We start from the raw sequence: 25921 nt of genomic DNA on the forward strand, positions 1-25921 counted from the left end.
AGAAATATGGAAAATAAAAAGACATTCATAGAAGATGTTGATAGAGGCATCTATGATGTGAAGAATGAAGATAAATTCAGCTATAAAACTGAAAAAGGATTAACAAAAGAGGTTATCTTAGCAATTTCTAAAGAAAAAGATGATCCTGATTGGATGAGAGATTTTAGATTAAAAGCTCTAGACATTTATAACTCAATTGAAGTTCCAACTTGGGGTCCTGATATTAGCGATTTAGATATGAATAATATTGTAGCATATGTAAAACCTGATACTTCTATGAAAGGAACTTGGGATGAGGTTCCAGACGAAATCAAGAATACTTTTGAATTACTTGGAATTCCTGAAGCTGAAAGAACTTCCTTAGCTGGTGTTGGTGCTCAATATGATTCTGAAGTTGTTTACCATAGTATAAGAGAAGATCTAGTTAAACAAGGAGTTATATATACTGATATAGAAACTGCACTAAAAGAACATGGAGATATAGTTAAGAAATACTTTATGAAACTAGTTCCTCCCCAAGATCATAAATTTGCAGCATTACATGGGGCTGTATGGTCCGGTGGTTCCTTTGTTTATGTTCCTGAAGGAATAAACGTTGAAATTCCTCTTCAATCTTACTTTAGATTAAATTCTCCTGGTGCAGGTCAATTTGAGCATACATTAATTATAGTAGAAAAAGGTGCAAAACTTCATTTTATTGAAGGCTGCTCTGCTCCAAAATACAATGTTACAAATTTACATGCAGGTTGTGTAGAACTATTTGTTAAAGAAGGAGCTACCTTAAGATATTCCACTATTGAAAATTGGTCACGAAATATGATGAATCTTAATACTAAGAGAGCTTCTGTAGAGAAAAATGGTAAAATTGAATGGGTTTCTGGTTCATTTGGTTCTAAAGTTTCAATGCTATATCCTATGAGTATTTTAAAAGGCGAAGGTGCATCTTCAGAGTTTACCGGAATTACCTTTGCATCTTCAGGACAAAACTTAGACACAGGCACTAAAGTTGTTCATGCCGCACCAAATACTACTTCTACTATTAATTCTAAATCAATTTCAAAGAATGGTGGTATTGCAACATATAGAGGTGTAGTTAAAATTACCCCTGCTGCAGTAAATTCTAAATCAACTGTTTCCTGTGAATCATTGATGTTAGATAATGAGTCTATCTCTGATACTATTCCAGTTATTCAAATAGAAAATGATGAGGTAGATATCGGACATGAAGCTAAAATCGGAAGAATATCTGATGATGCTATCTTCTATTTAATGTCTAGAGGACTAAGTGAGGATGAAGCTAAAAAAATGATTGTAAGAGGATTTGTAGAACCTATATCAAAGGAACTTCCTCTTGAGTACGCAGTTGAAATGAATAACTTAATTAATTTAGAACTAGAAGGAGCCATAGGTTAGGAGGGGTATTTATGTCAGAAATATTAAAAAATTTAAATGAAATACCGGTAAAGACTTTTCGTTGGCTTGGAATAAATAACTTGTCACTAAAAGATATTGCAATTCCAGAAGTTCTTAAACTTAGTAGAAACTATAGTGATATAAAAAATGATAACTATGATTTAATCTACTCTAATAAAAAATCACCTGAACTTTTAGAACTGAAGAATGAAACTTTTGGTATCTCAAATGAAGTAATTAAAGAAATAAATGAAAATTATAATTTAGGTTTTTTCTTAAACATTAAAAAATCTACTACAGAACCAATAATATTAAACTTTGAATTTGATGATAATAATAAATCAATTATAGATAACAACTTAATTATTGCTGATGAGAATTCTGACGCGACAGTAGTTTTGAATTACTCTTCCCTAAATAAATCATCAAGTTATCATAATGGACTTATAAAAATAATTGCAAATAAAAACTCAAAAATCAATGTATTTGTTATTCAAAAGCTTAATAATAACAGCATAAACTTAAACTCAGCGCTTTCATTGATTAGAGAAAATGCTGAAGTTAACTTTAGCTCAATAGATTTAGGAAGTAAATACTCAATTTCAAGTTATAATTCCTTCTTAAATGAAAATAAAGGCATATCAAATTTAGATTCCCTTTACCTTGGAGAAGATGAAAAAATTATTGATATCAACTACTCAATAGTACATAAGGGAAAGGAAACTAAAAGTGAAATCAATGCAAAAGGTGCATTGCTTGGTAAAAGCAAAAAAATATTCAGAGGAACTTTAGATTTTAGAAAAGGCTCATCAAAATCTGTTGGAAAGGAAGAAGAGTATGTAATGCTACTTTCTCCTAACGTGAAGAACAGTTCAATTCCTCTACTTCTATCTAGAGAAGATGATATTCAAGGAGAACATGCTGCTTCAGCAGGAAAAATTGATGAGAGCACTTTATTCTATTTAATGAGCAGAGGTTTATCTATTGAAGAAAGTAGAAAACTACTTATTTTAGCTCACTTTACTCCACTTATTAATAAGTTACCAGCGGACTTTAGAGATGATATTATTACTACTATTGAAAGGAAGTTAAAAAATGCATAACAACATTAAAACTCAATTTCCACTACTTAATAACAATAAAAATTTAGTATATCTTGACTCCGCTGCAACATCTCAGAAGCCCTATAGTGTTATTAATGCACTAACTGAATATTATAATAATGCAAATGCAAATCCTCATCGAGGAGCCTACTCTATATCTATTGAATCTACAAGGATTTATGAAGAAGGAAGAGAAAAAATCAAAAGATTTTTAAACCTTCCTCCCTCTCATGAAGTAATTTTTACTAAAAACAATACAGAAGCTATTAATCTTGTTGCTTACTCATATGGGTTAAACTTTGTAAATGAAGGTGATGAAGTTCTTATTGCAATTACTGAGCATCACTCAAATCTAATACCGTGGCAACAAGTCGCAAAAGTTAAAAATGCTAAGCTAAATTATCTTTATTTGAATGAAGATTATGAAATTACAGATGAGGAAATTAAAAATAAATTAACTGAAAAAACAAAAATCGTAGCAATCGGTCAAGTTTCAAATGTTTTAGGTACAGTAAATCCAGTTGATAAGGTGATTAAAAGAGCACATGAATTAAATGCTAAAGTAATGATAGATGGTGCTCAAGGACTTCCTCATTTGAAAACTGATTTATCAAAGTTAACTCCTGATTTTTATTCTTTTTCACCTCATAAAATATTTGCACCGATGGGTATAGGAGTTTTATGTGCAGATAAAAAATTACTTGAGGAAATGCCACCATTCATGTTTGGTGGTGATATGGTTGAATATGTATACGAACAAGAAACTACCTTTGACGAGGTTCCTCATAAATTTGAAGCAGGAACTCAGCATGTAGAAGGAGTTCTAGGTTTAACAAGAGCTTTAGAATTTGTTGAAGATTTAGGCTATGATTATATAGAAGAAACTGATAAAGAACTTACAGAATATGCTCAAGAAAGATTAAATTCCTTACCTTATATTAAAATAATTGGACCAAAAGAAGCATCTAAGAAAATAGCTGTAATTTCTTTTCTAGTTGATGGTATACATCCACATGATATTGCTACAATATTAGATTCTAAAGGTATAGCTGTAAGAGCTGGTAATCATTGTGCACAGCCTTTGCTAAGATTTTTAGGCATTAATTCTACCATTAGAATAAGTTTATCAATATATAATGAAAAAGCTGACATTGATAAACTGATAGATGCATTAGAATATGCTAGGAGGTTATTTGGGTATGGACATGAATAAACTTTATACTGAACTAATTATGGAGCATAATAATTCTAAAAGAAATAAAAGAGAATTATTAAATCCAGATGTCACTGAAAAAGGTCATAATCCTTCTTGTGGTGATGAAATTACTTTAGCTGTAAAATACAATGGAGATATTATTGAAGATCTTGCATTTACAGGAACAGGCTGTGCTATATCTCAAGCCTCTGCTTCAATAATGATTGACTTGCTAAAAGGAAAACGTAAAGAAGAAGCCTTAGCACTAGTTGAAAAATTTATTGGAATGATTAAACGAGAAATAAATAATGAAGATGAGTTAATGGAATTAGAAGATGCCTTGGCATTTCAAAATATTCAAAATATGCCTGCAAGAGTTAAATGTGCAGTTTTAGCTTGGCATACATTACAAGAAGCAATTAAGCAATAAAAATCAGAGGTATAACCTCTGATTTTTCTTACTTAAATATTGTTAAATACAAAAGAACTATATTTAAACTTATAATAATCCCTGCAATAATCATACCAATGGTCTTAACTGATTTCTTATTAACTAAACTGCCCATTAAATCTTGTCTATTTGTAATCTTAAGTAATTGTAATATTGGGAATGGTAATATAAAGCTTAATGCAACTTGACTTATAATAAGTGCATTCATCGGATTAACTCCAAGAGCAATAATTATAATTGCTGGTGCCATTGTCACTATTCTTCTTAAATTTACTGGTATGCTCAAATTTACAAAGCCTTTCATAATTGTTTGACCAGCCATTGTACCAACTGCAGAAGAAGAAAATCCTGCAGCTATTAATGCTATTCCAAATGCTCCACTAGATAATTCACCTAAAAGTGGTTTCAACGAATATTGTGCCTGCTCGATTGTATCTACTACTATCCCATTATTAAAAAATACAGCTGCTGAAACTATTACCATTGCTGCATTTACTATAAATGCAATGTTCATTGCTAAGGCAATATCTAGTTTTTCCATCTTTAGATGTAACTTTTTGTCCTGTTCTGAAAAATCTTTTCTTCTATGCTGAACTAGCTGTGAATGAAGATATATAACATGTGGCATTACTGTAGCTCCAAGCATTCCAACAGCGATAAGTAGTGCATCCACACTAGAAATTTGTGGAATTACAGAATGTACTGCTACTTGTCCCCACTGTGGTTTAGCTAAAAATAATTCAAATATATATGAAACACCAATTATTGCTACAAAAGTAGCAATAATAACTTCCACTATCTTTTGACCATATTTCTCCATATATACAATTAAAAATGTACATATTCCAGTTATTAAAGCTGCATATATCATAGGAATATTAAAAAGTAGATATAATCCCAGTGTTCCCCCTAAAAATTCAGCTAAATCTGTAGCCATAGCTCCAATTTCTGCAATGATCCAAAATGCCCAATTAGCTTTTTTAGAGAATACCCTGCTACACATCTCAGGCAAACTACACCCTGTAGCTATTCCTAGTTTTGCAGAAAGAGTCTGTAAAAAAATTGCCATAAGATTACTACATAAGATTACCCATATTAATTCATACTTAAATTTAGATCCCCCACTTATATTTGTCGCAAAATTACCTGGATCAATATATGCAACACTGACAATAAAAGCAGGCCCAATATATTTTAAAATTCCCTTTAATTTTTGAAATGATCCCTCTTTTTTATAGGTTACTCTACTTATTTCTGCAGTTCCTGTATTAACTTCCATCTTTAGCACTTCCTTTAGTTTATATTGTTTTTCCTCAATTAAGTTTTAGCCTTGGCTAATTTATCAGTTAATATAAACTATGACAAGAAGTATAAAAATGTTACCCTCGTCAAACTTTTTTATATTTCTCTTTAAATCTACCAAACTCATCCTTTATTCTAGGAAATTCCTTAAAAAATTCATTTAATAGATTTAAACTCTCTAAGATATTCTTATTAATATCATGCTCAATCAATTCCACGTCCTGGAGTGAAGAATCTACCTGCATATTATTTAAAAAAGATTCAATTATATTATGTCTATTTAATAAAAATGCTCCTAATTCCTTTCCCTTTTCAGTTAATATTACTACTCCATACTTTTTATAATCTACCATATCTAACAATGAAAGTTTTTGAACCATCTTTGTTACAGAAGAAGGTTTTACATTTAATAGCTTTGCTAAAATATTAATACGTATGTACCCTTCTTTAGCTCCATGTCTATATATCATCTCCAAATAATCCTCCATACCTGAAGTTATTATTTCTTTGTTCTCTTTTAATAATTGATACCCTCTTACTGTATAAAATTTTTCTTCTGATTCCATAAAAACACATCCTAAAAAGTACTTCATTTATTTATATTAAAAATAGCTTAATAATATTTATTTATTATAATAATAATTCTCACTATTACAGATATGCTTATATCTATTCCTAAAATTAAAGAAGTTAAATATAAGATAAATAATTCAGTTAATATATTACCAATACTATAAAAGTTAAAGCTTTGAAGATAAAACTCCAATTATCTACTAAGTATATTTTATAAGTAGGTAATGTCTTTTTTTATTTCCAGAATATATTAATTAATTTTGAATAAATGTAAACGGTATAATAGTAAATATTTTGAAATATTAATAATTACTTACTTGTAGTACCCCAGTATATTTGGTAGAATGAATTGGTTAAAAAATTCACAACTCTTCATCTAAGCAGATTTTTAGATGATTATGGAAAAAATGATTTTACAATTGAGGTGCGAATATGAAAAATATACTTATTAACGGAACAAAGATAGAAACTAATGAAGACATTACTATTTTAAACTTAGCTAAAAAAAATGGAATAGATATCTCTACACTATGCTTTTTAAAAGATTGTAACGACGTTGGAACTTGTGGTGTTTGTGTAGTTGAAATCGAAGGAAGAGATGACCTTGCAACAGCATGTAATACTATGGCTGAAGATGGTATGGTTATATCTACTTCTTCAGAAAAAATTGAGAACCATATTAAAGAGAGACTATCAACTATGTTAGATAGCCATGAATTTAAATGTGGTCCTTGTAAAAGAAGAGAAAATTGTGAGTTCTTAAAGCTTGTAATAAAACATAAAGCAAGAGCTTCAAAACCATTCGTAGTTGCTGATAAGTCTGAATATGTTGATGATAGAAGTAAATCTATTGTTATTGATAGAACAAAATGTGTACTTTGCGGTAGATGTGTTGGTGCATGTGAAAATAAGACAAGCACTTGTACTATTAAATTTATTGAAAAAGATGGTAAAAAAGTAATTGGAACTGAAAATGATCAATGCTTTGATAATACAGATTGTTTATTATGTGGACAATGTGTTATAGCTTGCCCAGTTGATGCTTTATCTGAAAAAAGCCACATTGATAGAGTTAAAGAAGCAATAGCTGATCCAAATAAACATGTTATAGTTGCTATGGCTCCATCTGTAAGAACTGCTATGGGTGAATTATTCAACATGGGATTCGGTGTGGATGTAACTGGAAAACTATACACTTCATTAAGACAACTAGGTTTTGATAAAATATTTGATATTAACTTTGGCGCAGATATGACTATAATGGAAGAAGCTACTGAACTTGCTCAAAGAATTAAACAAGGTGGACCATTCCCTATGTTTACTTCATGTTGTCCAGGTTGGGTTAGACAAGTTGAAAATTATTTCCCAGACATGTTAGAGAATCTTTCATCTGCTAAGTCTCCTCAACAAATATTTGGAACAGCAAGTAAGACATACTATCCAACTACAGTAGATATAGATCCAAAGAATATATTCACTGTAACAATTATGCCATGTACAGCTAAGAAATATGAAGCTGACAGACCTGAAATGGAAACTAACGGCTTAAGAGATATTGATGCTGTTTTAACTACAAGAGAACTTGGCAAAATGATCAAAGAACTAAAGATTGATTTTGCTAAGCTTGAAGATAGCGAAGTTGATCCAGCAATGGGTGAGTATACTGGAGCCGGCGTTATATTCGGAGCAACTGGTGGAGTTATGGAAGCTGCTCTTAGAACAGCAAAAGATTTTATTGAAAATAAAGATTTAGCTGATATTGAATATGAACAAGTAAGAGGACTTAAAGGAATAAAAGAAGCAACTGTTGAAATTGATGGAAACAACTATAACATAGCAGTTATCAATGGCTCTGCTAATCTATTCGAATTCATGAATTCAGACAAGCTTTATAACAAACAATATCATTTTATAGAAGTTATGGCATGTGAAGGTGGATGTGTAAATGGTGGTGGACAACCTCACGTAAGCTCTGCTTTAAGAAATACTGTTGATATAAAAACTGTTAGAGCTTCTGTATTATACAATCAAGATAAAAATCTTAAAAAAAGAAAATCACACGAAAATGTTGCTTTATTAAATATGTACAAGTCTTATATGGGTGAACCTGGAAAAGGACTTGCTCACAAACTATTACATATGAAATATAAGAACGCTAAAACAGAAGAACAAAGTAGCTAAACTGTAATTTAATACATAAATAAAGCAGTCTCTGATAGGTGCACTTGTCAACAATATGTAGACATACAAAAAAGGCAGAATTAACTAAACCCTTGTTCAATTTTAAATTGAATAGGGGTTTTATATTTTAATGCATAAGCTGGTCTTTCATAATTATAGTAACTTACATAGTTATCTATAAAGTCATATACATTCATATCTTTACAGTGTTTAAAGTCAATTCTCATCTCGGCTTTAATCCATCCATTAATTGCCTCGATAATAGGATTATCGGTAGGCGTTCCTGCTCGAGACATTGAGCGAGTAATATTATAATCCTTATGTGCTTCATAGAATGCCCTTGAGGAATAAACAGCTCCTTGATCTGTGTGGAGGATTGTCTTAGTTTCCTGTTTCTTAATTCTCTTCTTTAATAAATCTAAACACTTAAAGTAAGGTCGCCTATCAGCTGTTTGTTGCGAAATATCATATGCAATAATTTCATTATTAAAGGTATCTAGCATATATGTCCACTCATATGTTTGTCCATTATGTTTAATACATGTCATATCAGAAACAACTATCTCTAAAGGTTTAGATGCATTCCATTTTCCTCTAATAAGATTGGGATATAGGTTATGTTCCTCTCCGTTTCTTTTATATTTATAATGACGTATTTTCGCTTTAATTCCAGCATACTTACAACACTTATGAGCAAGATTATCTGAAAAAATCAGTTCCGTTTCACGGCGTACGATAGTAGCTAGCCTATGATATCCATATGATTTATGCTTCTGGTGAGCTTTTTGTAATAAATTAGTCAAGTCTATTCTAAGCTTTTCATACCTGTTTAAAGAATTCTTATTTGATAACCATTTATAGTACCCAGAACGATTAACTCTCATTAATCTACACAGGAACTCTATCGGATATTTATTCTTTAGAGAATAAATTATTTCGAATTCGCATTCTTTATAGTAACGAATTCCTTGTTTACACCATCTCCTTTCACTTGATAACCTTTTTTTAGACGTTCAATCTCTATCTCTTGCTTAGCAATAATTAGACGTAACATTTCTACCTCAGTTAAAGATTTACTATTAGTAAGTGCTGCAAAATGATTGCCAGTCTTTCGCTTGTTTTCTAAACCTTCTTCACCGTAATCCAAATATTTCTTTATCCAAGTGTATAGTAGCCCACTAGCTATATTTTCTTCTTTAGCTAAAGGTATCCTACCAATACCTTCATCTAAATAACGTTTTACAATTCTAAGTTTTTCTTCTTTGCTCCATTTTCGATTCTTACCACCTTTAGGTCTTCCATTTATCATAAAATCACATCCTTTTATTTAAATTATAACAAAAAAGTAGGCATACTTTTTGTATGTCTACTTTAATATTACAAGTTCATCTGATAGGGACTGCTTTATTTTATTTAATTTTCATTACTATTTTTTCACATATTTCATGAGTTATTAAAGAATCTGAAATTGATGGGTTTGGTATCTTATTTTTTTCTATACAATCTATAAAGTGATCTACTATCTGATAAAATCCCCTTTTAAATAATGTCGGCTCCCAATCACCGAATTTTAATATATCTTTCTCTTTATCATGAAAATGCATTGTTTCAATTATATTATCAACAATATATTTATCACCTGCAGTCATATATTCTATTACCTCTTCAGTAACACCATTATTTCTATTCATAATTCCAATTGCTGTACAACTTTCTCCTATCAGTTCAATAATTACATTATGAAGTAATTCTCCCTTTCTTAAATATCTGACACTTATATCCTTTACTTCTTCATCCATTAGGAACCTTAGCGTATCAACTACATGGATAAAATCCTCAACTATAAATCTTCGTGTGTAATCTGGCTGCTTAATTCTATTCTTTTGGATTATTATAATATCAGCTTTTCCATGTTCTTTTAATGCTTTAATCATTGGAACAAACCTTCTGTTAAATCCAACCATTGCAATTTTTTTACTTTCTTCTGCTAATTTAACTATTTCTTGAGTTTCGTTAAAATTTAGTGATATTGGCTTATCGATATATACATGTATTCCATTTTGCAGTAACTTCTTTGCAATCTCAAAATGAGCTTCAGTAGCAGTACTAACAAATACACCTTCTACTCCCGTATCTATTAATTCTTCTACCTTAGTAACACATTCACTTATTCTATATTTTTTTGACAGTCTTTTTAAGGTGTCTTTGTTTCTAGTGCATAACACTAATTCAATACCCTCTTTTTCAGATAGTACTGGTAAATATCCCTTTTTAGCAATGTCACCCAAACCTATAATTCCAATCTTCATAACTTCTCCCTCAACACTACTTTATTATCGTTACTGTATTTTCTTTTCTCTTTGCTGCTTTCGGCATATCTCCATCTCTATAACCTACAATTATGGCCCCCCATACTTTATGGGTTTCTGGTACTCCAAGCTCAATCAATAATTTTCTTAAATCTTTATCGTCCCCAAACCAAGTTAATTGATTTACGTAGCATGAGCCTAAATTAAGTGCATTAGAAGCTAATAGCATATTTTCAATTGCACATGCACTATCTGCCATAGCATTTCCATAATTGCGTTCATTTGTTACAATAATTAATGTAGGTGCATTATAATAAAAGCTGTATGCTTCATTTTTTGCCGCAACTTTGCCTGAACGTATACTTCTATATGTATTTTCATTAACTTCTAATTTTTCAAAGGCAGCTCTTACATATTTATTTAATTCCATAAGCTTCTCTTTATTTTGAAGAACAGTAAAATGCCAGGTTTGAGAATTTCCTCCACTTGGAGCATGTTTTGCAGCTTCTAAAATGATGCTTAAATCTTCATCTGAAATTTGATCTTCTAAATATTTTCTGATACTTCTTCTACTTAAAATATTTTCTATTACTTCATTCATTATTTCTTTTCCCCTTTATAAACTATTTCATTTTAAAGCCTTGTTTCTTCAAAAATCCCTTCATATGAGGTCTTTGAGGATTGCTCATTAAGCTTCCTATTTGATTTGTCCAGGTATCCTCTCTTTGTCCATTTGTTCTTTTAATATAGTAATTTTTAATTTGCTCATCATAATCCTTTAATTTTTCAACATCAGCATCACAAGTATATTCATCAGTCTTAAATACAACTTCCATTGGTAATCTTAATTTATTTTCTGTATCCTCATCTGGATATCCTAAACACATACCAAACACTGGATATACATTAGTTGGTAACTTAAGTAAGTCACTTATCTTGTCAGGATTATTTCTAATTCCTCCAATATAAACTCCTCCTAATCCCATGGATTCTGCTGCAATTAAAGCGTTTTGTGCTGCAAGAGTCACATCTACTGTTGATAATATAAAAGTCTCCACATACCCTTCCACAAAAACCTTATTATTCATTTCACATGCTGTCTTAAGACGATTTAAATCTGCGCAGAAAACAAGAAACAAAGGGCATTCTTCAATATATTTTTGGTTACCTGAAAGATTTGATATACTCCTCCTTTTATCCATATTATTTATTCTTATAATAGTGTAAGCTTGAATATAACTTGAAGTTGACACACATTGAGCACATTCAATTATTTCTTTTATTTTGTCTTCTTCTATTGGAATAGTTTTAAATTTTCTAACTGATCTATGTGATTTTAATAGATTAACTATATCATTCATAAACTAACATCCCTTCATATTTCTTAATTTATAGGGTTTTAAGTTCAACTAATAACTTATTCTTGCCTGAAAATGTCCAGAAACCGACATTTTCAAACAAGAATAAATTAAGTTTCCTATAAAAAACCCTATGTTTCAAGTTTACCACCCTAAATATAAATTTAACAGTAGTTACCTTTCTCCCATATAATTTCCTTGAGGATACTAAATATAAAAAAATATAAAAAGTAAAAAACTATGGATACTTTCTTTCAATATCCATAGTTTATTTTAATACCTTCTATAAATACCAGTCCCCCTACTTCCCATAAGAATCATAGCTATAATTCCCAAAATAGCGGCTATCAAAGCGATTATTAATATAATTGCAATAATTAAAAAAATAAAATAACTAAAAAAGTAAAACCCGATCCATATTATTGATAAACCTACTATACCAATTAAAATTCTAAAAGCTAAAGGTATTTCTTCTATCTCTAGGGCATGAATTATTGTCATAACACCTAAAAAGCAAGCAGATGCAAAAGCAATTAAAACAAGTATGGTGTCTTTTAAATACAATAGTGGATAATTGATGTAGTATCTTATAAATTCAATTATATTTTGTGTTCTTGGAAGTTTCGATATACCACTTAAGGAAAGATAACTAAATAATATAGTTAATACTATTAAAATAATATATGTAGGTTTTGATCTAAATAAATAATAAGTTCTCATCAATCCTCATCTCCAATATTTCTCTTTAAATCATATGTACATAAGCTTATAAATATTTTAATAAAACTATATTTATGGAATAAAAAAGCACAAGATTATTAAAATTATAATCTTATGCTCAAATATTTCTTTATTTTACTTGTTCTATAGTATACCCTTTTGATTGTAAGTCTTTAAGTATTCCATCCTCTCCACTAAAATACTTAGTTGGAAGTGCCACAAAGTAATTTTTCTTATCTTTTAAATAGCCATCAATTTTTTCTGAATATTCTTTTTTATATTTTGAATCGATAGAATTCTGAAAATTACTAACAATATCATTTAATTTTTTATAATTTTCTTCTTCTCCTGCTGGAACAATATATTTATCATTTAGCTTTTTATTTATATCTTCAATATCGCCCTTCTTCCAGGCATCTATTAAGTTTAAAGTTTTATCTGTATTCTTATCACTATAATATTTTAAAAGCCTTAGTGATGCATCAGCAACCTCATCAGGAGCATTTCCAACCTCTTCAATTAACTTATATTTATCTGTAAGTTCTATTATTGGTAATTTATTTTGACTTGCACTATAAATAATATATCTATTAGGTGAATAATTTAGGTTTTCTTTATATTGATTTATAAATGAATCAATAGCATTAACTGCTAGAATTTGGGGTTTCTCAGTTTTTAATCTATCATAAGGTTGATTAGATTTAGTTATCTGTTCAAAAAGTTTAGTTATCTCTTTATAACTTTCCACTGCCTCACCTGAAACATGTTTTTCTATATTATCACCGGATTTTAAGGTAACAATACTCATTAATTTTGTTGAATCTACTTTGTCTAAATCTGCATTTATTACTATGCCTTCTGATTGTTTTATAGCATCTTCAACTTTTGAATTTAATGGGTACATGTCTTTAGTTCCATATTCAATAGTTCCATAAAGATATATTCCTTCATCTCCACTTGATATTTTCCACATTGGGCCAATAATATTTTCTGATGCTTTATCATCAATTTTATTAAATGCTGGCATCTCTCCCCCTGTCAGGGTCCGTTGTGTGCCAGCACTTGGACGACTTGAATTTGCTGCTATTAATATTACTACACAAGCTAATATAGTAAAAATAGCAAATGCTTCTTTTTTCTTATATATTTGATAGTCTGGAGATTTCTTTCTTACTACAAAATATGAGATTGTTACAGCTATTCCTGCTATAACAATAAAGTATATGATAGTATTCCCTGCAACCTTAGGAAACATAGTCGCTATAATACCCATAAGTAATTCATGAATACAATATACCCACAAGCTCATATCTCTAAATAATTTTGATTTTCTTTCATTTATGCTTATATTTGAATTTAATAATCCAATAAATATAAATGGTACTAGTATTATTAATGAAACATACATATTATGATCACTTGGAATATTATTAGTTATAAGTAAATATGCCTCTACTCCGAATATAACTGAAGACAACAATATAAATACTGCTGCTTTCTTAATTTTTTCATTTAATTTGTATTTATTAATGATAACTCCTAAAGTTATAAAAGGTACTCCAAAACATAAACCATTTCTTGTTCGTACAAAAATACTATTATATGCACTTACTATCTTTTCAAATGGTGAGCCTAAAATTAAACCATAATAGGTATCTCCAAGTAGTCCTATTGCATAAACAATTACACTTAATATTATTAAACTCTTTACCCAATTTTTTCTTAAGAATAGTGCTACAACTGCAATAGATAAAATTAATGCTGGCAAATACCACAAGCTTGGACTAATTCCGTCAAATAGGATATCCTTAATTATTAATTCTATGCTACTATTTCTTTGCTTTATAAAATTAAATAGTAACACACCATAGGCTAAAGAAAATCCTAAATAATAAATTAGTATTCTCTTTAGATACTTTATTAAATATCCTTCTTTGCTATATTTTTCATAAATGAAATATCCTGTTGTTATAAAAAAGAATGGTACAGCTATTCTAGCTATTACAAAGCTCAATGTAGCACCTGGAACTTCTCCTAAGGAAAAAAGTGCTGAAGTGTGGATTGTAATTACTAAAATTGCACAAGCAAGCCTCATAATATTTATACTATCATATGTTTTTTTAGTGTTTTCCATATCATCTACCCCCCATAATACATTAATACTAGTCTCGTCTTGATATTTTGTCAATTTAGGAAGCTCACCCAAATACTACTAATTAAGGTTGTCTATACCTCTTACCCTTTTATTCTCTTCGCTTCGCTTTGCTTTTCTTTTGTATTCGTTTATTTTCTTACTTTACAATCTTCTGCCATACATACAATGTAATTTTCTTTCTTCACAAATTTATGGCGTCCAATAGAAAATAGTTTTTACCTATTCTCTATTGGACGCCATAAATTTTTATTTTACTTGCTCTATTGTATACCCTTTATCTTGTAACTCCTTAAGTATTCCATCCTCTCCACTTAAATATTGAACTGAAACTTCTACAAAATAATTCTTTTTCTCCTTAATATATCCGTCTATCTTCTCAGTGTATTCTTTTTTAATTTTTAAAGTACAAGCATTATCATACTGGGTTATTAAATTATTTAATCTTTCAAAATTTTCCTTTTCTCCATCTGGAACAATATATACATCATTTAACTTATTATTTATTTCTTCTAGATTACCAGTTTTCCATGCATTTAATATATCTAAATTTTTTGACATATTATTTTCGTTATAATATTTTAAAAGTTTTAATGATGCATCTGCAACTTCATCTGGAGCATCAACAGAATTCTGAATACTTGTATATGGGTCTGTAATTTCAATTATCGGTAATTTATCCTTATTAGCTCTATATAAAATATATAGGTTTGGATAATATCTTACATTATCCTTATAAGTCTGAATATATGTGTCAATACAATTCATAGCTAAATAGCTAGGTTTTATAGGCTTTAATTTTTCATAGTCTATTTTTGTATTTAATATTTTTTCAAACTCTTTTATCTTATCTTTATATATATCTATAGCTTCCTTTGAAACGTGTTTTTCATAAGTATCACCTTGTTTTAAAATAATCATATTATTGACCTTGCTTGGATCAATTTTATTAGGATTTGCTTCTACCACTAACCCTTCTGACTGCTTTATTGCATCTTCAACCTTAGGACTCAATGGGTACATATCCTTAGTTCCAAAATTAACAGTACCATAAAGATAAATTTTTTCATCATCCTTTGATATCTTCCACATTGGTCCAATTATATTTGAAGTTGGAGCTTTCTCATCTATTTTGTCAAAAATTGCAGTTGCCCCTCCACTTGCTGTTGCTTGTGTGCTTGGGAGTTTTGAATTTCCTGCAGCTATTATAATTACAGAACAAGCTAGTATTGCTGCTACTATAAATCCTTCCTTTTTCTTAAATGTTTGATAATCTGGAGATTTTTTTCTAACTGCTATATATGCAATTGTGACACTAATACCTGCTACTACTAAGAATAAAACAACTGAATGCATAGCTACTTTAGGTGCGTACTTCATAATTGTTATCATAACCAATTCATGTATACAATATATCCATAAGCTCATATCTCTAAATAGTTTAGACCGTCTTTCACTTATACTAATCTTTGAATTTAATAAACCTATAAATATAAATGGTACAACTAATGCTAATGAGATATACATATTATGGTCAATTGGTATATTATTTACTATTAGTAAATATGCCTCAACTCCAAAAGTAACTGAAGATAGTATTATAAATAATATAGATTTTTTTATCTTATCATTTAAGTTATATTTATTAATAAGTATACCTATAGTTAAAAATGGTACTCCAAAGCAAACCCCATTTCTTGTGTGTACAAATATGCTATTATATCCATTAACAATATTTTGAAGGACTGTTCCTTCAATTAATCCATAATAAGTGTCTCCTAATAGTCCAATTGCATATACAATTACACTGAGTAGCATTAATCCTTTTACCCAATTTTTTCTTAAGAATAGTGCCACAACTGCAATTGATAAAATTAATGCTGGTAAATACCATAAAGTTGGACTGAATCCATCAAACAAAAAGTCTTTTATTATTAACTCTAAGCTATAATTTCTTTGTTTAATATAACTAAACGCTAAAATTGTATAGGCAAATGAAAATCCTAAGTAATAAATAAATATCCTTTTTAAGTATTTAAATAAATAACCCTTCTGATTAAATCTTTCATAAAAAAAATATCCTGCAGTTATAAAAAAGAACGGTACTGCAATTCTTGCAATCCCTAAGCTTAAGGTCTCTCCTGGTATTTTCCCCAAATCATAAAGTGCTGAAGTGTGAATTGTAATAACTAAAATTGCACATATCACCCTCATAATATTAACACTGTCATAAGTTTTTTTAGTACTTTCCATTTTCTCTCTCCTCCTTATACCTTTTATATACGTATCTATTTCCCTTTTTCTGTCAAAGTTAAGAAAATAATTTTTTATATTTAAATAAACAAGTATCCTATGCATATTCTAAGTTAAACTAGTAATACTAGTGTTGTAAGTATTTTAAATTATTGTGCACTATACTTATTACATGTTCAAACTCCTAACTAAAAAAGCCATAAGTTAAAAGTTTTAACTTATGGCTTTTAAAATTATATATTTAACCAATCGGCTTTTTGTATGTATAAAAATAGCTAATACCTACTTCGTCATTCCCATAAACATTCCTAAAAAGTATGGTATCAACCAAACTAACCAAACAAAAATACTAAATTTATGGAACACTTTTTTTCTTTTAATATCATCTTTATAAACTACCCATGCTGCCCAACCTGCATGTAATAACATAAGGATTATGGCTAGCATTCCTGTTATACTATGTATATTTTGAGCAAAATCAGATTTAATCTGCACTTGTCCACTATTTGCAATATTAGTCATAATGGTAGTACCTGTTATATCAAAAAATAATCCCACCCAGAAAACAATAACCTGACTCTTTTTTAATACTTTTGTTTTTCTCTCCCAGAAGACCCCAGTTGTATAGAAAATAAGGGCTGCTGTTATAGCTATAATTGCAATTATTAATTTAAAATCCATTACTATATCACTCCCCGCGTAAAATATGTGTTCTATACCAGTATACTCCAAATTCATTAATGTGCAATATAATTTTAGTTAATTAAATGTTGGAAAATTAAATTAGTTGAAATCATCATTTTCATACTAAATATTATAAATATTTCCTGGTAAATATTTACTTTAAGGTGTAAAAAAATAGGTATTCACCCTAATGAATACCTTATATAAAGGAGATCTACGAAAAAAAATAAAACTTATTACAAACTTATTATAAAATTTGAATATGTCATTTCTGTGACACTATAATGATAAATATGTACCTTAAATATAGTTTTTTATGCGTTCCTAACATTCCATTAATCTTCTTTTTTGCTCCATCGCCATCAACTTATCTAACTCTTGGCTCTTTACTAGTGTCCTACAATCGTTTATCCCATACATATCAATAGCTTCATGTACTTCTTCACGCTTTTTTTCTATTAACAAACTTAATTTTTTCATGTTGCTACCTCCCAGGTGTCTATTTAAAACCTCTATAAAATTATAATTTCACTCAGAACGATATAACTTTATACTAAATAATTATGCTTTATATATTTCGATATAAATTAGAGTATATATTAAGGTAGTAATTATATATATTATAAAGTCTATTATAAAAGAGAAAAATTTTTCTTCAAAGTTCTATATTATATATATCGTTTTTCATTCTTAAAAATATACTATAAATTTACATAAAAGTATAGCATATCATTACAAACTATTTTATTCCTTAAATACAAATAACTTAAAAAGAGCTGTATTGCTACAACTCCTATAACTTGTTTCATTGTAAAAATTTTTCCTTTATACTAAATGTAATTCCTTCATCTTTCATTAACTTCGGTATATTTTCTAAGTCATAATAGATAAATATTAATCCATAATAATACCTTAACTTGTCAGTAAATCTATTTTCTTCTATTTCTTCTGGTAATATATCGAGTAATATATGGATTGCTAACATTAGTATTAATCTTTCTTTTATTATATTCTTTTGTTCCTCTTCGCTTATTTCTTTATTATTTTTTATAGGTTTAATTACTGCTGCAAAATGCACAGGAGAAAGATATAAATTTCCTAGCTTAATAACATTGTTAGTATTAATAGTACTTATTTCTTGAATTTCAGACTCTTTCATTAATGGCAAATAATTATCTATTAACTTGGAATATGTTTTTATTACTTTATTTATTTTATTTTTATTATAGTCTTGTTTCTTTTTAAAAACTTTTTTTCTTTTTTTACTAACTGGCATTTCACAACTCTCCTTTCTCCTATATTTATATGTATATTTTAAATACTCGTGAATTTTTATTACTATAAAAATAGAAAGCATATATCAACCGATATATGCTTTCTATCCTATTTAAATAATTTAACTCTTTCTTCAATTGGATTATAATTTTTTTCTCCTGGTACTGAAGATGGTTTTCCGAATGGCATCTGTGCAATAAGTTTCCAATTCTCTGGTACACTCCACTCTTTCTTTACATCGGATTCTATTAGTTCATTATAGTGCTGTAATGAAACTCCAAATCCTTCTATCTCTAAAGCTGTCCAAATGACATATTGATGCATACCATTTGATTGTTGAGCCCATACAGGAAAATTATCTTTATACAAAGAGAATTGATTCTGTAGTGATTCTATTACGCTATTATCTTCAAAATAAAGAATTGTTCCATATCCATTTTTAAAAGAATTTATTTTCTCTTCAGTTGAGCTAAATTGATCCTCTGGAACTATTTTTCTTAGTGACTCCTTTGTAATGTCCCACAATCTATCGTGTTGTTTATTAAGTAGTATTATTATTCTAGTGCTTTGAGAGTTAAATGCAGAAGGTGTATGCATTACTGCGTGCTCAACTACCTCTTTTATTCTCTCATCAGCTACAACAGTTTCCTTTGTTATTCCATAATATGAACGTCTTTTTTCAACTGCATTATAAAAATCATTATTCATTTAAATTACCTCCGTTTATCATTTATAATATAAATTATTAACTTACTTTTTGATATTTACTTTAATTAAATTATTACACTATTTTCTCTCTTCGTCAAGATATATTCTCCTCAAAAATATTAAAAATATGTGAATTAACTTACTTTTGTATATTAACTTGACATTTATAAGCTACTTGTTATATTATAGCATTATAGGTAATTTTTCTAATACATTATATATACATAGGGGGAACATAAATGTCAGAATTAAAAGAAATAATAGAGAATAGACGTTCAGCAAATAATTTTATTGAAGGTGTTAAAATACCCGATAGTGATTTTAACGATATTTTTGAGCAATTGAAACTAGCTCCTTCTTGCTTTAATATTCAGCATGCTCATTATTTGGTGATTACTGATACTGATAAAAAGGAGGCATTAAGAAAGGCTGCATTTAATCAATATAAACTTCATACTGCTTCTGCAGCTATATTGGTACTAGGTGATAAAGAGGCTTACAAAAAGGCTGATAATATTTATTCCGGAATGCTTAACTTAGGTATTATGAGTAAATTGGATTATGATAATATGCTTAGAGATATTGATAATCTATATGAAAGCAGAGGTGATGCATTTAAGTATGATGAAGCCATAAGAAATGCATCTCTTTCTGCAATGATGTTCATGCTTATAGCAAAGGATAAGGGTTGGGATACTTGCCCAATGATTGGATTTAATTCAGATGAGGTTCGCAAGTTATTTAATATTCCAAACAATCTTGAAATTGCACTTCTCATTACAATGGGTAAAGAAGATACATCAAAACGTAGATTAAGAGGTTACAGAAAGCCTGTAGGAGAATTTGTTAACTATAATGGCTTTTAAAATGAAATAGGGTGCTTTCTGCACCCTATTTTAATGAAATTCATCTATTTTATTATTTGCTCAAAAACGTCTTTGCTATTTACATCTGTCTTAAGTAAATTCTTATCTTTTAACCATTTTATATTTCCATCCCAATTAGCTTCATCCTGAGTTAGAAAATCTCCACTTTTATCTTCCATCAATGGTAAAAGAATATCTAAACTCTTCTTTTCTACATCTGAATCAAGAGGGAAACTCTTATCTTGCGCTTTTAACACTAAATCTAATGCTTTATCAGGATTCTTTTTAGTATAATCAAATCCTTTCTTAACAGCATTAAGGAACGCTTGTATTTTTTCATTATCGTTCTTTATAGCATCATCATTAGCTACAAAAGTTAATTCATAATTGTTTGGAACACCATAATCGGATGGATTAAATGTAACTAATTCAACTCCATCTTTTTCTAGTAGTATCTTCTCATGATTTATATATCCACCTATTATTGCATCTACTCTTTTAGATTGAATAGAACTCATTAAATCATAACCTACATCTACAAAATCGATTTTAGATGAATCTCCCCCAGCCTTTTGTACCATTGATTTTACAGTTTCTTTATCTATGTCAAATGAGGCATAACCTACTTTTTTTCCTTCTAAATCTTTTAAAGTTTTAACTCCTGAATCTTTCCTTACCATCAATTGATTTAAAGAACTTCTAACTATAGCTCCTACTGACTTTACTGGAATGTTTTCTCCTCTTGCTAATATTATTTGTTTAGGATAACTAATTGCAAAATCAGCTTTATTAGCAGCTACTAATTTAATTCCGTCATCAGTTCCAGCTGGTGTTATCAAGTTAACTTTTAATCCAGCTTCTTTAAAATATCCTTGTTCTTCTGCTGCATATAAAAATGCGTGAACAGCATTCGGATACCAATCTAAAAGAACATTAACTTCTTTTAAATCCTTACTTGTACTTTGTTCTTCCTTTTTACTACATGCTGTTAATGCTAAACTAAATAGCATAACAATTGCTAAAATAATACTAAATCTTCTTAATTTCATAGTTACTCTCCTTTATTCCTTTTCTATATTTTAATAAAACTCTTTCTAGCAGAACTCCTACTGAAAATAGAAGTAATCCTAGAAATGATAAAACAACCACTCCTGCAAAAACTGAATCAGATTGTAGCATTCCAGCTACTCTCTTTACATAAGTTCCTAGTCCTTTTTCTGCTCCTAACCATTCTCCTATAGTTGCGCCAGCTATGCTATATGTTGCAGCAATTTTGAAACTACTTAGAAAATTTGGCAATACTGAATTCATATGAAGTTTCATAAATATTTGAATTTTGCTCCCTCCTAAGGCCTTTAGTACATCTTCTAAATCTTTGTCAACACTATTTAATCCATCCAATGTACTTACAACGATAGGGAAGAAGCAAAATAGTATTACTACAGCAACCTTTGACCATATAGTATATCCAAACCACATAACCATAATTGGTGATAATGCAATTGTAGGAATTGTTTGAGAGAAAATTATAATTGGATATAATGTCTTTCCAACCCCTTTTGACGCATAAATTGAAAAAGCACAAAGTATTCCTATTACAACTGAAATTACTAACCCCAATAAAGCTTCTCCTAAAGTTACTAATGAATGACTATATAGAAGCTCTCTTTGGGTATATAGTGCTTTTATAACATTCGAAAACTTAGGCAAAATAAACTTTGGAACGTTAAAATATGGTACTAAGTATTGCCAAGCTAATATAACTAAAATTGCAAAAATCAATGGGAATATATTATTTCTAAGCCTGTTCATTTACATTCCCTCCTTTGATTCTTCCAGCTTATCTAAGATGTTTAAAATTTGTCTTTTTAACTCAATAAATTCATTTGTTAATGTGGTTTCATAAGTTCTTGGTCTTTTAATATTAACTTCAATGGATTTAAGGTTTTTATAAGGTAATTCTGTACAAATTAGTATTCTGTCTGACAAAAGCAATGCCTCTTCTATATCATGAGTAATCATAAATACAGTATTTTTTTCCTTTTGGCATAATTCTAGTAACCAAGCTTGCATTTTCCTTCTTGTTAGCGCATCAAGTGAAGAAAAAGGCTCATCTAATAGAAGTAATGATGGATTATTTACAATTGCTCTTAAGAAAGATGCTCTTTGTCTCATTCCTCCTGATAATTCATGTGGGTATAGATTTTCCGTTCCTTTTAGATTAAAGCTATCAAAATATGTAACTGCCTTTTTTCTTGCTTCTTTTTTTGAATATCCATTTAGTTCTAGACCTACTGCAGTATTATCTAATATTGTTCTCCAAGGCATTAAGCAGTCTTTCTGAGGCATATATCCGATAATATTTTTACTATTATTATTTTCTAACTCTATACTTCCCTTAATAGGCTTCAGTAACCCTAGTATTAGTCTAAACAAAGTACTTTTGCCGGTTCCGCTAGGAGCAATAATAGTTACAAATTCATTTTTATTAATGTTAAAAGATAAATCTTCTAATATAAGCTTGTCTGCCTCTCTATATTTAAAAGATAAATTATTAATTTCTAATGCCTTCATTTAAATTACCCAACCTTCTTTTTTGTAACATGCATCCCAAAACATATATTCATATTTTGACGATAGGATGAAGATTTCTTCTAATTTCTTAAGCTGTCTTTCTGGAAGACCTTCTGATACTTTATCCATTAAATTGATGCACCAATTAACTTCATTATTATACTCTTCACTAGCATAGGTTAAAATCCATTCCTTATAAAGCTCATGCTCTAAAGCCTTATCTTTTTTTGCTAAGCTTTTACCAATAAAGCTATAACTCCACATACATGGTAGTAAAGCTGCAACGAGTTCAGCTAATGTTCCTTCTGTCGCTACTTGAAGCATAAATTTTGTGTATGACAAATTAATAGAATTAGGTTTAGTATCCTCAAGTTCTTCCTTCGTTATGCCAAATCTTTTAGCGAATTCTATATGCCCATCCATCTCTATACTTACAATATCATTTGCACATTTAGAAAAGTTCTTCATGTCTTCTAAGGAATCAGCTTTAACCATTCCTAGTGCAAAAAGTTTTATATAATCGATTAAATAAACATAATCTTGTTTAATATAAAAACAAAACTTGTCCTCGTCTAAAGTACCGTTACTCATATCTTTAAGAAATGGATGATCTAAGCATGCATCCCAAATATATTTCCCCTCTAAGTACAATCTTTCAGAAAAGCCCATAAAAAAACTCCTTTCAAACAGTATTAGGTATACCGATCGAAAAGAGTTAATAATCTAATAGAATATCTATATATGAATAGACTTTTCCCATATACTACTTACTCACTTCCCTTCGCTGGCATTACCCAGTGCAGGTTTAAAGGGTCTGAAAAATTTCATCTCAGCCATTACAGCTCCCCTAGTGCACGCTAAAATTTTACCTCTTAATGATTATAATGTCAATATTCATAATTCTTTTAATTTTACTTTTTATAATTATAAGCGCTAATAATTACGTCTATTTACTCATTTATTCTAATATAATTGTATAAATTAATTATTTTGGAGATATTTAAATTTATGAATATATTAGATTTGCCTGGGCAACCTTCAAATCCAACAAATGAACAAAGATATTCACTAATAAGAAGTGATCTCGCTAAAGTTGGACGTGAGGAAGATTTTAATAACATTATTAGTTTATTAGGTCCCCCTCCTAATATCTTAAACTATGCTTCTCCTGGTTCCCTTAAAGGAAAGAATGTGGGCATAATTGGCGGAGGACTTGCAGGAATGTCTTCTGCTTTTGAACTTAGAAAATTAGGATGTGATATCACCATATTTGAAGCTAGAAATAGAATTGGTGGTAGAGTTTTTACTCATTATTTCGATGATGAAAAGAAGATTTATGGAGAATTAGGAGCCATTAGAATTCCTGTGACTCATGAAACTACCTGGCACTATATTAATCTTTTTAGACTCCATACCTATCCTTTTATTCAATATAATCCTAATGCATTTTTATATATTCTTAATACTAGGCTTAGAAATAAACCTGAGGAAATACAGAATGTTCTTTATCCTAAATTTAACTTAACTCCTAAAGAACGAAATACTCCTTGGCCTGAGCTTTATAATTATGCATTTAATTCTCCTATAAAAACTTTACCACCTAATATTAGAGCTGAATTATTAAAGATTCTTCCAGTTTATAATCCTAAGTATATTCCTTTATTAAATATTAGTGTACGTCAAAATCTTGAACTTTTAGGACTTAGTAATGAGGCTATACAACTATTAACAAGCGTTGATGCATTCTCTGGTTCTTTAATTGACGAGGCTTATAATGAAATATTACAAGAAAATTATCCAATTTTCTTTCAGCACTTATATAGAATTGATGGCGGCAATGTAAATCTACCTTTAGCATTCTACTATTCCCTATTGTCTCAAAAGCCTAAAGAATATGACAATATACCTAATGAGGCTTTAGGAACTGTAAATTGGATTGGGGGATACTGGGTATCAGGAATTCATAAAAACGAGGCTGGTGATAAAGTTATAATTACTTATAAAAATAAGGAAGTTACTGAGACTTTAAATGAATCCTTTGATTATGTTGTATGCGCTATTCCATTTAGTACACTAAAAACTGTTGATACTGACCCAGTATTCTCAAATAGAAAAATGGAAGCAATAAGAGAAATTGCATATGTAAATGGTCATAGAACTATATATTTATGTAAAAAGCGTTTTTGGGAAGAAGATGCGGATTATGGAAGAATTAATGGAGGTATTTCCTATTCCGATGGTCCATTAACCACAACCCTATATCCTTCAGATCATATTAATAATCCAAATCCTGATGAGCCTGGGGTATTAGTAGCTTCATATAACTTACATATGGATGCTACAAGTATTGCAAATATAAGTGAACCTATTCATAATGACATAGTCTCAACTGAACTTGAAAAACTTCATGGGTTACCCAAGGGATTATTAAATTCTACTGTAGAAAAATCAATGTATATTTCATGGGGCAAGGAAGAATGGTCTAGGGGTGCGGTTTGTCATATGAATCCCGGACAAAAAAGAGTTTTTTCATATGATATTTCAAGGCCTGAATATAATAACAGGATATTCTTTGCAGGTGAACATGCTTCCGTCTCTCACGGATGGATGCAAGGCTCCTTATATACTGGAATGCAAGCAGCAAATCAATTAGCATATTATGCAAATGCTGAAAAGCACTCTATTTAATGAGTATTTTTTATTTTAATAATTAAAGCCCTCTATAATAAAAATTAAAATGTACCCGTTGTAAAGGACAGTTTAAAAAAAGACTATATAGCAGACTTAAGAAGATGATTTCTGTA

At 29.5% G+C, this 25921-nt stretch carries 25 protein-coding genes and 1 riboswitch; of the genes, 7 read left to right on the plus strand and 18 right to left on the minus strand.

Features of this window, described 5'->3' with window-relative positions; genetic code table 11:
• Positions 1-6: 6 nt before the first annotated feature.
• From sufB to sufU, 4 genes are read left to right on the plus strand one after another with little or no spacing between them, the layout of a single operon-like run.
• Positions 7-1413, plus strand: coding sequence for a Fe-S cluster assembly protein SufB (gene sufB / locus L1S47_RS16715; RefSeq protein WP_238884996.1), 1407 nt, complete (start codon positions 7-9; stop codon positions 1411-1413).
• Between the two features lie 11 nt (positions 1414-1424).
• Positions 1425-2516, plus strand: coding sequence for a SufD family Fe-S cluster assembly protein (locus L1S47_RS16720; protein WP_238884998.1), 1092 nt, complete (start codon positions 1425-1427; stop codon positions 2514-2516).
• The gene (locus tag L1S47_RS16725; protein WP_238885000.1) at positions 2509-3729 is read left to right on the plus strand and encodes a SufS family cysteine desulfurase; all 1221 of its coding nucleotides are present in this window, start codon (positions 2509-2511) and stop codon (positions 3727-3729) included. Before L1S47_RS16720 ends, L1S47_RS16725 begins: the two co-directional genes overlap by 8 nt.
• Positions 3716-4141 carry a Fe-S cluster assembly sulfur transfer protein SufU gene (sufU, locus tag L1S47_RS16730; protein WP_202766514.1) on the plus strand — a complete coding sequence of 142 codons (426 nt, stop codon included), beginning with the start codon at positions 3716-3718 and terminating at the stop codon, positions 4139-4141. The genes L1S47_RS16725 and sufU overlap by 14 nt, the downstream gene beginning before the upstream one ends.
• A gap of 28 nt (positions 4142-4169) precedes the next feature.
• On the opposite strand, the gene L1S47_RS16735 is transcribed toward sufU, so the two are convergent.
• Together L1S47_RS16735 and L1S47_RS16740 are read right to left on the minus strand one after the other, a co-directional pair.
• Positions 4170-5441, minus strand: coding sequence for an Nramp family divalent metal transporter (locus L1S47_RS16735; protein ID WP_238885002.1), 1272 nt, complete (start codon positions 5439-5441; stop codon positions 4170-4172).
• Between the two features lie 109 nt (positions 5442-5550).
• Positions 5551-6030, minus strand: a complete 480-nt coding sequence (locus tag L1S47_RS16740) for a metal-dependent transcriptional regulator (protein WP_238885004.1) — start codon at positions 6028-6030, stop codon at positions 5551-5553.
• Positions 6031-6469: 439 nt separating this feature from the next.
• Between L1S47_RS16740 and L1S47_RS16745 the strand changes: the two genes are divergently transcribed.
• Complete coding sequence (locus tag L1S47_RS16745; RefSeq protein WP_238885007.1) at positions 6470-8218, plus strand: ferredoxin hydrogenase; 1749 nt, start codon at positions 6470-6472, stop codon at positions 8216-8218.
• Between the two features lie 80 nt (positions 8219-8298).
• Here L1S47_RS16745 and L1S47_RS16750 read toward each other — a convergent pair whose 3' ends face one another.
• From L1S47_RS16750 to L1S47_RS16805, 12 genes are all read right to left on the minus strand, one after another.
• A complete protein-coding gene (locus L1S47_RS16750; protein ID WP_238885055.1) occupies positions 8299-9183 on the minus strand; it encodes an IS3 family transposase in 885 nt (294 codons plus the stop codon).
• Positions 9150-9527, minus strand: coding sequence for a transposase (locus tag L1S47_RS16755; RefSeq protein WP_238885009.1), 378 nt, complete (start codon positions 9525-9527; stop codon positions 9150-9152). The genes L1S47_RS16750 and L1S47_RS16755 overlap by 34 nt, the downstream gene beginning before the upstream one ends.
• A gap of 100 nt (positions 9528-9627) precedes the next feature.
• Entirely contained in the window at positions 9628-10527 is a 900-nt protein-coding gene (locus L1S47_RS16760) for a Gfo/Idh/MocA family protein (protein ID WP_238885011.1), read from the minus strand.
• 16 nt (positions 10528-10543) lie between these two features.
• Positions 10544-11128, minus strand: a complete 585-nt coding sequence (locus L1S47_RS16765; RefSeq protein WP_238885013.1) for a nitroreductase — start codon at positions 11126-11128, stop codon at positions 10544-10546.
• Positions 11129-11150: 22 nt separating this feature from the next.
• Positions 11151-11888 (minus strand): oxygen-insensitive NADPH nitroreductase, encoded by a 738-nt coding sequence (gene nfsA / locus L1S47_RS16770; RefSeq protein WP_238885016.1) that lies wholly within the window; start codon positions 11886-11888, stop codon positions 11151-11153.
• A 270-nt stretch (positions 11889-12158) separates the two neighbouring features.
• The gene (locus L1S47_RS16775; RefSeq protein WP_238885018.1) at positions 12159-12605 is read right to left on the minus strand and encodes a hypothetical protein; all 447 of its coding nucleotides are present in this window, start codon (positions 12603-12605) and stop codon (positions 12159-12161) included.
• Positions 12606-12735: 130 nt separating this feature from the next.
• Entirely contained in the window at positions 12736-14739 is a 2004-nt protein-coding gene (locus tag L1S47_RS16780; protein ID WP_238885025.1) for an acyltransferase family protein, read from the minus strand.
• Positions 14740-15006: 267 nt separating this feature from the next.
• Positions 15007-17010: an acyltransferase family protein gene (locus L1S47_RS16785; protein ID WP_238885027.1), complete on the minus strand. Its 2004-nt coding sequence runs from the start codon at positions 17008-17010 to the stop codon at positions 15007-15009.
• Positions 17011-17292: 282 nt separating this feature from the next.
• The gene (locus tag L1S47_RS16790; protein ID WP_238885029.1) at positions 17293-17691 is read right to left on the minus strand and encodes an HsmA family protein; all 399 of its coding nucleotides are present in this window, start codon (positions 17689-17691) and stop codon (positions 17293-17295) included.
• A 327-nt stretch (positions 17692-18018) separates the two neighbouring features.
• Positions 18019-18174: an aspartyl-phosphate phosphatase Spo0E family protein gene (locus tag L1S47_RS16795; protein WP_238885031.1), complete on the minus strand. Its 156-nt coding sequence runs from the start codon at positions 18172-18174 to the stop codon at positions 18019-18021.
• Positions 18175-18499: 325 nt separating this feature from the next.
• Entirely contained in the window at positions 18500-18970 is a 471-nt protein-coding gene (locus L1S47_RS16800; RefSeq protein ID WP_238885033.1) for a hypothetical protein, read from the minus strand.
• 107 nt (positions 18971-19077) lie between these two features.
• Positions 19078-19677, minus strand: coding sequence for a nitroreductase family protein (locus L1S47_RS16805; RefSeq protein ID WP_238885035.1), 600 nt, complete (start codon positions 19675-19677; stop codon positions 19078-19080).
• Between the two features lie 239 nt (positions 19678-19916).
• Between L1S47_RS16805 and L1S47_RS16810 the strand changes: the two genes are divergently transcribed.
• The gene (locus L1S47_RS16810; RefSeq protein WP_238885037.1) at positions 19917-20543 is read left to right on the plus strand and encodes a nitroreductase family protein; all 627 of its coding nucleotides are present in this window, start codon (positions 19917-19919) and stop codon (positions 20541-20543) included.
• A gap of 44 nt (positions 20544-20587) precedes the next feature.
• Here the strand turns inward: L1S47_RS16810 and L1S47_RS16815 are convergent, their stop codons facing one another.
• From L1S47_RS16815 to tenA, 4 genes are read right to left on the minus strand one after another with little or no spacing between them, the layout of a single operon-like run.
• Positions 20588-21592 carry an ABC transporter substrate-binding protein gene (locus L1S47_RS16815; RefSeq protein ID WP_238885039.1) on the minus strand — a complete coding sequence of 335 codons (1005 nt, stop codon included), beginning with the start codon at positions 21590-21592 and terminating at the stop codon, positions 20588-20590.
• Positions 21573-22355 carry an ABC transporter permease gene (locus L1S47_RS16820; RefSeq protein ID WP_238885041.1) on the minus strand — a complete coding sequence of 261 codons (783 nt, stop codon included), beginning with the start codon at positions 22353-22355 and terminating at the stop codon, positions 21573-21575. The genes L1S47_RS16815 and L1S47_RS16820 overlap by 20 nt, the downstream gene beginning before the upstream one ends.
• On the minus strand, positions 22356-23117 hold the full coding sequence (locus L1S47_RS16825; protein WP_238885047.1) for an ABC transporter ATP-binding protein: 762 nt from the start codon (positions 23115-23117) through the stop codon (positions 22356-22358).
• On the minus strand, positions 23118-23786 hold the full coding sequence (tenA, locus tag L1S47_RS16830) for a thiaminase II (RefSeq protein WP_238885049.1): 669 nt from the start codon (positions 23784-23786) through the stop codon (positions 23118-23120).
• A 90-nt stretch (positions 23787-23876) separates the two neighbouring features.
• Positions 23877-23976, minus strand: a riboswitch (TPP riboswitch).
• Between the two features lie 149 nt (positions 23977-24125).
• Here tenA and L1S47_RS16835 point away from each other — a divergent pair.
• Positions 24126-25805, plus strand: coding sequence for an FAD-dependent oxidoreductase (locus L1S47_RS16835; protein ID WP_238885051.1), 1680 nt, complete (start codon positions 24126-24128; stop codon positions 25803-25805).
• Positions 25806-25921: the final 116 nt, after the last annotated feature.

Origin of the sequence: Clostridium sp. YIM B02551 (assembly GCF_022324735.1) — a bacterium.
GTDB classification, from domain to species: domain Bacteria; phylum Bacillota; class Clostridia; order Clostridiales; family Clostridiaceae; genus Clostridium_T; species Clostridium_T paridis.

Excerpts from the sequence above, each read along its gene's own strand:
- sufB (WP_238884996.1), top strand. The coding sequence starts at position 7 with ATGGAAAATAAAAAGACATTCATAGAAGATGTTGATAGAGGCATCTAT.
- L1S47_RS16720 (WP_238884998.1), top strand. The coding sequence starts at position 1,425 with ATGTCAGAAATATTAAAAAATTTAAATGAAATACCGGTAAAGACTTTT.
- L1S47_RS16725 (WP_238885000.1), top strand. The coding sequence starts at position 2,509 with ATGCATAACAACATTAAAACTCAATTTCCACTACTTAATAACAATAAA.
- sufU (WP_202766514.1), top strand. The coding sequence starts at position 3,716 with ATGGACATGAATAAACTTTATACTGAACTAATTATGGAGCATAATAAT.
- L1S47_RS16735 (WP_238885002.1), bottom strand. The coding sequence starts at position 5,441 with ATGGAAGTTAATACAGGAACTGCAGAAATAAGTAGAGTAACCTATAAA.
- L1S47_RS16740 (WP_238885004.1), bottom strand. The coding sequence starts at position 6,030 with ATGGAATCAGAAGAAAAATTTTATACAGTAAGAGGGTATCAATTATTA.
- L1S47_RS16745 (WP_238885007.1), top strand. The coding sequence starts at position 6,470 with ATGAAAAATATACTTATTAACGGAACAAAGATAGAAACTAATGAAGAC.
- L1S47_RS16755 (WP_238885009.1), bottom strand. The coding sequence starts at position 9,527 with ATGATAAATGGAAGACCTAAAGGTGGTAAGAATCGAAAATGGAGCAAA.
- L1S47_RS16760 (WP_238885011.1), bottom strand. The coding sequence starts at position 10,527 with ATGAAGATTGGAATTATAGGTTTGGGTGACATTGCTAAAAAGGGATAT.
- L1S47_RS16765 (WP_238885013.1), bottom strand. The coding sequence starts at position 11,128 with ATGAATGAAGTAATAGAAAATATTTTAAGTAGAAGAAGTATCAGAAAA.
- nfsA (WP_238885016.1), bottom strand. The coding sequence starts at position 11,888 with ATGAATGATATAGTTAATCTATTAAAATCACATAGATCAGTTAGAAAA.
- L1S47_RS16775 (WP_238885018.1), bottom strand. The coding sequence starts at position 12,605 with ATGAGAACTTATTATTTATTTAGATCAAAACCTACATATATTATTTTA.
- L1S47_RS16780 (WP_238885025.1), bottom strand. The coding sequence starts at position 14,739 with ATGGAAAACACTAAAAAAACATATGATAGTATAAATATTATGAGGCTT.
- L1S47_RS16785 (WP_238885027.1), bottom strand. The coding sequence starts at position 17,010 with ATGGAAAGTACTAAAAAAACTTATGACAGTGTTAATATTATGAGGGTG.
- L1S47_RS16790 (WP_238885029.1), bottom strand. The coding sequence starts at position 17,691 with ATGGATTTTAAATTAATAATTGCAATTATAGCTATAACAGCAGCCCTT.
- L1S47_RS16795 (WP_238885031.1), bottom strand. The coding sequence starts at position 18,174 with ATGAAAAAATTAAGTTTGTTAATAGAAAAAAAGCGTGAAGAAGTACAT.
- L1S47_RS16800 (WP_238885033.1), bottom strand. The coding sequence starts at position 18,970 with ATGCCAGTTAGTAAAAAAAGAAAAAAAGTTTTTAAAAAGAAACAAGAC.
- L1S47_RS16805 (WP_238885035.1), bottom strand. The coding sequence starts at position 19,677 with ATGAATAATGATTTTTATAATGCAGTTGAAAAAAGACGTTCATATTAT.
- L1S47_RS16810 (WP_238885037.1), top strand. The coding sequence starts at position 19,917 with ATGTCAGAATTAAAAGAAATAATAGAGAATAGACGTTCAGCAAATAAT.
- L1S47_RS16815 (WP_238885039.1), bottom strand. The coding sequence starts at position 21,592 with ATGAAATTAAGAAGATTTAGTATTATTTTAGCAATTGTTATGCTATTT.
- L1S47_RS16820 (WP_238885041.1), bottom strand. The coding sequence starts at position 22,355 with ATGAACAGGCTTAGAAATAATATATTCCCATTGATTTTTGCAATTTTA.
- L1S47_RS16825 (WP_238885047.1), bottom strand. The coding sequence starts at position 23,117 with ATGAAGGCATTAGAAATTAATAATTTATCTTTTAAATATAGAGAGGCA.
- tenA (WP_238885049.1), bottom strand. The coding sequence starts at position 23,786 with ATGGGCTTTTCTGAAAGATTGTACTTAGAGGGGAAATATATTTGGGAT.
- L1S47_RS16835 (WP_238885051.1), top strand. The coding sequence starts at position 24,126 with ATGAATATATTAGATTTGCCTGGGCAACCTTCAAATCCAACAAATGAA.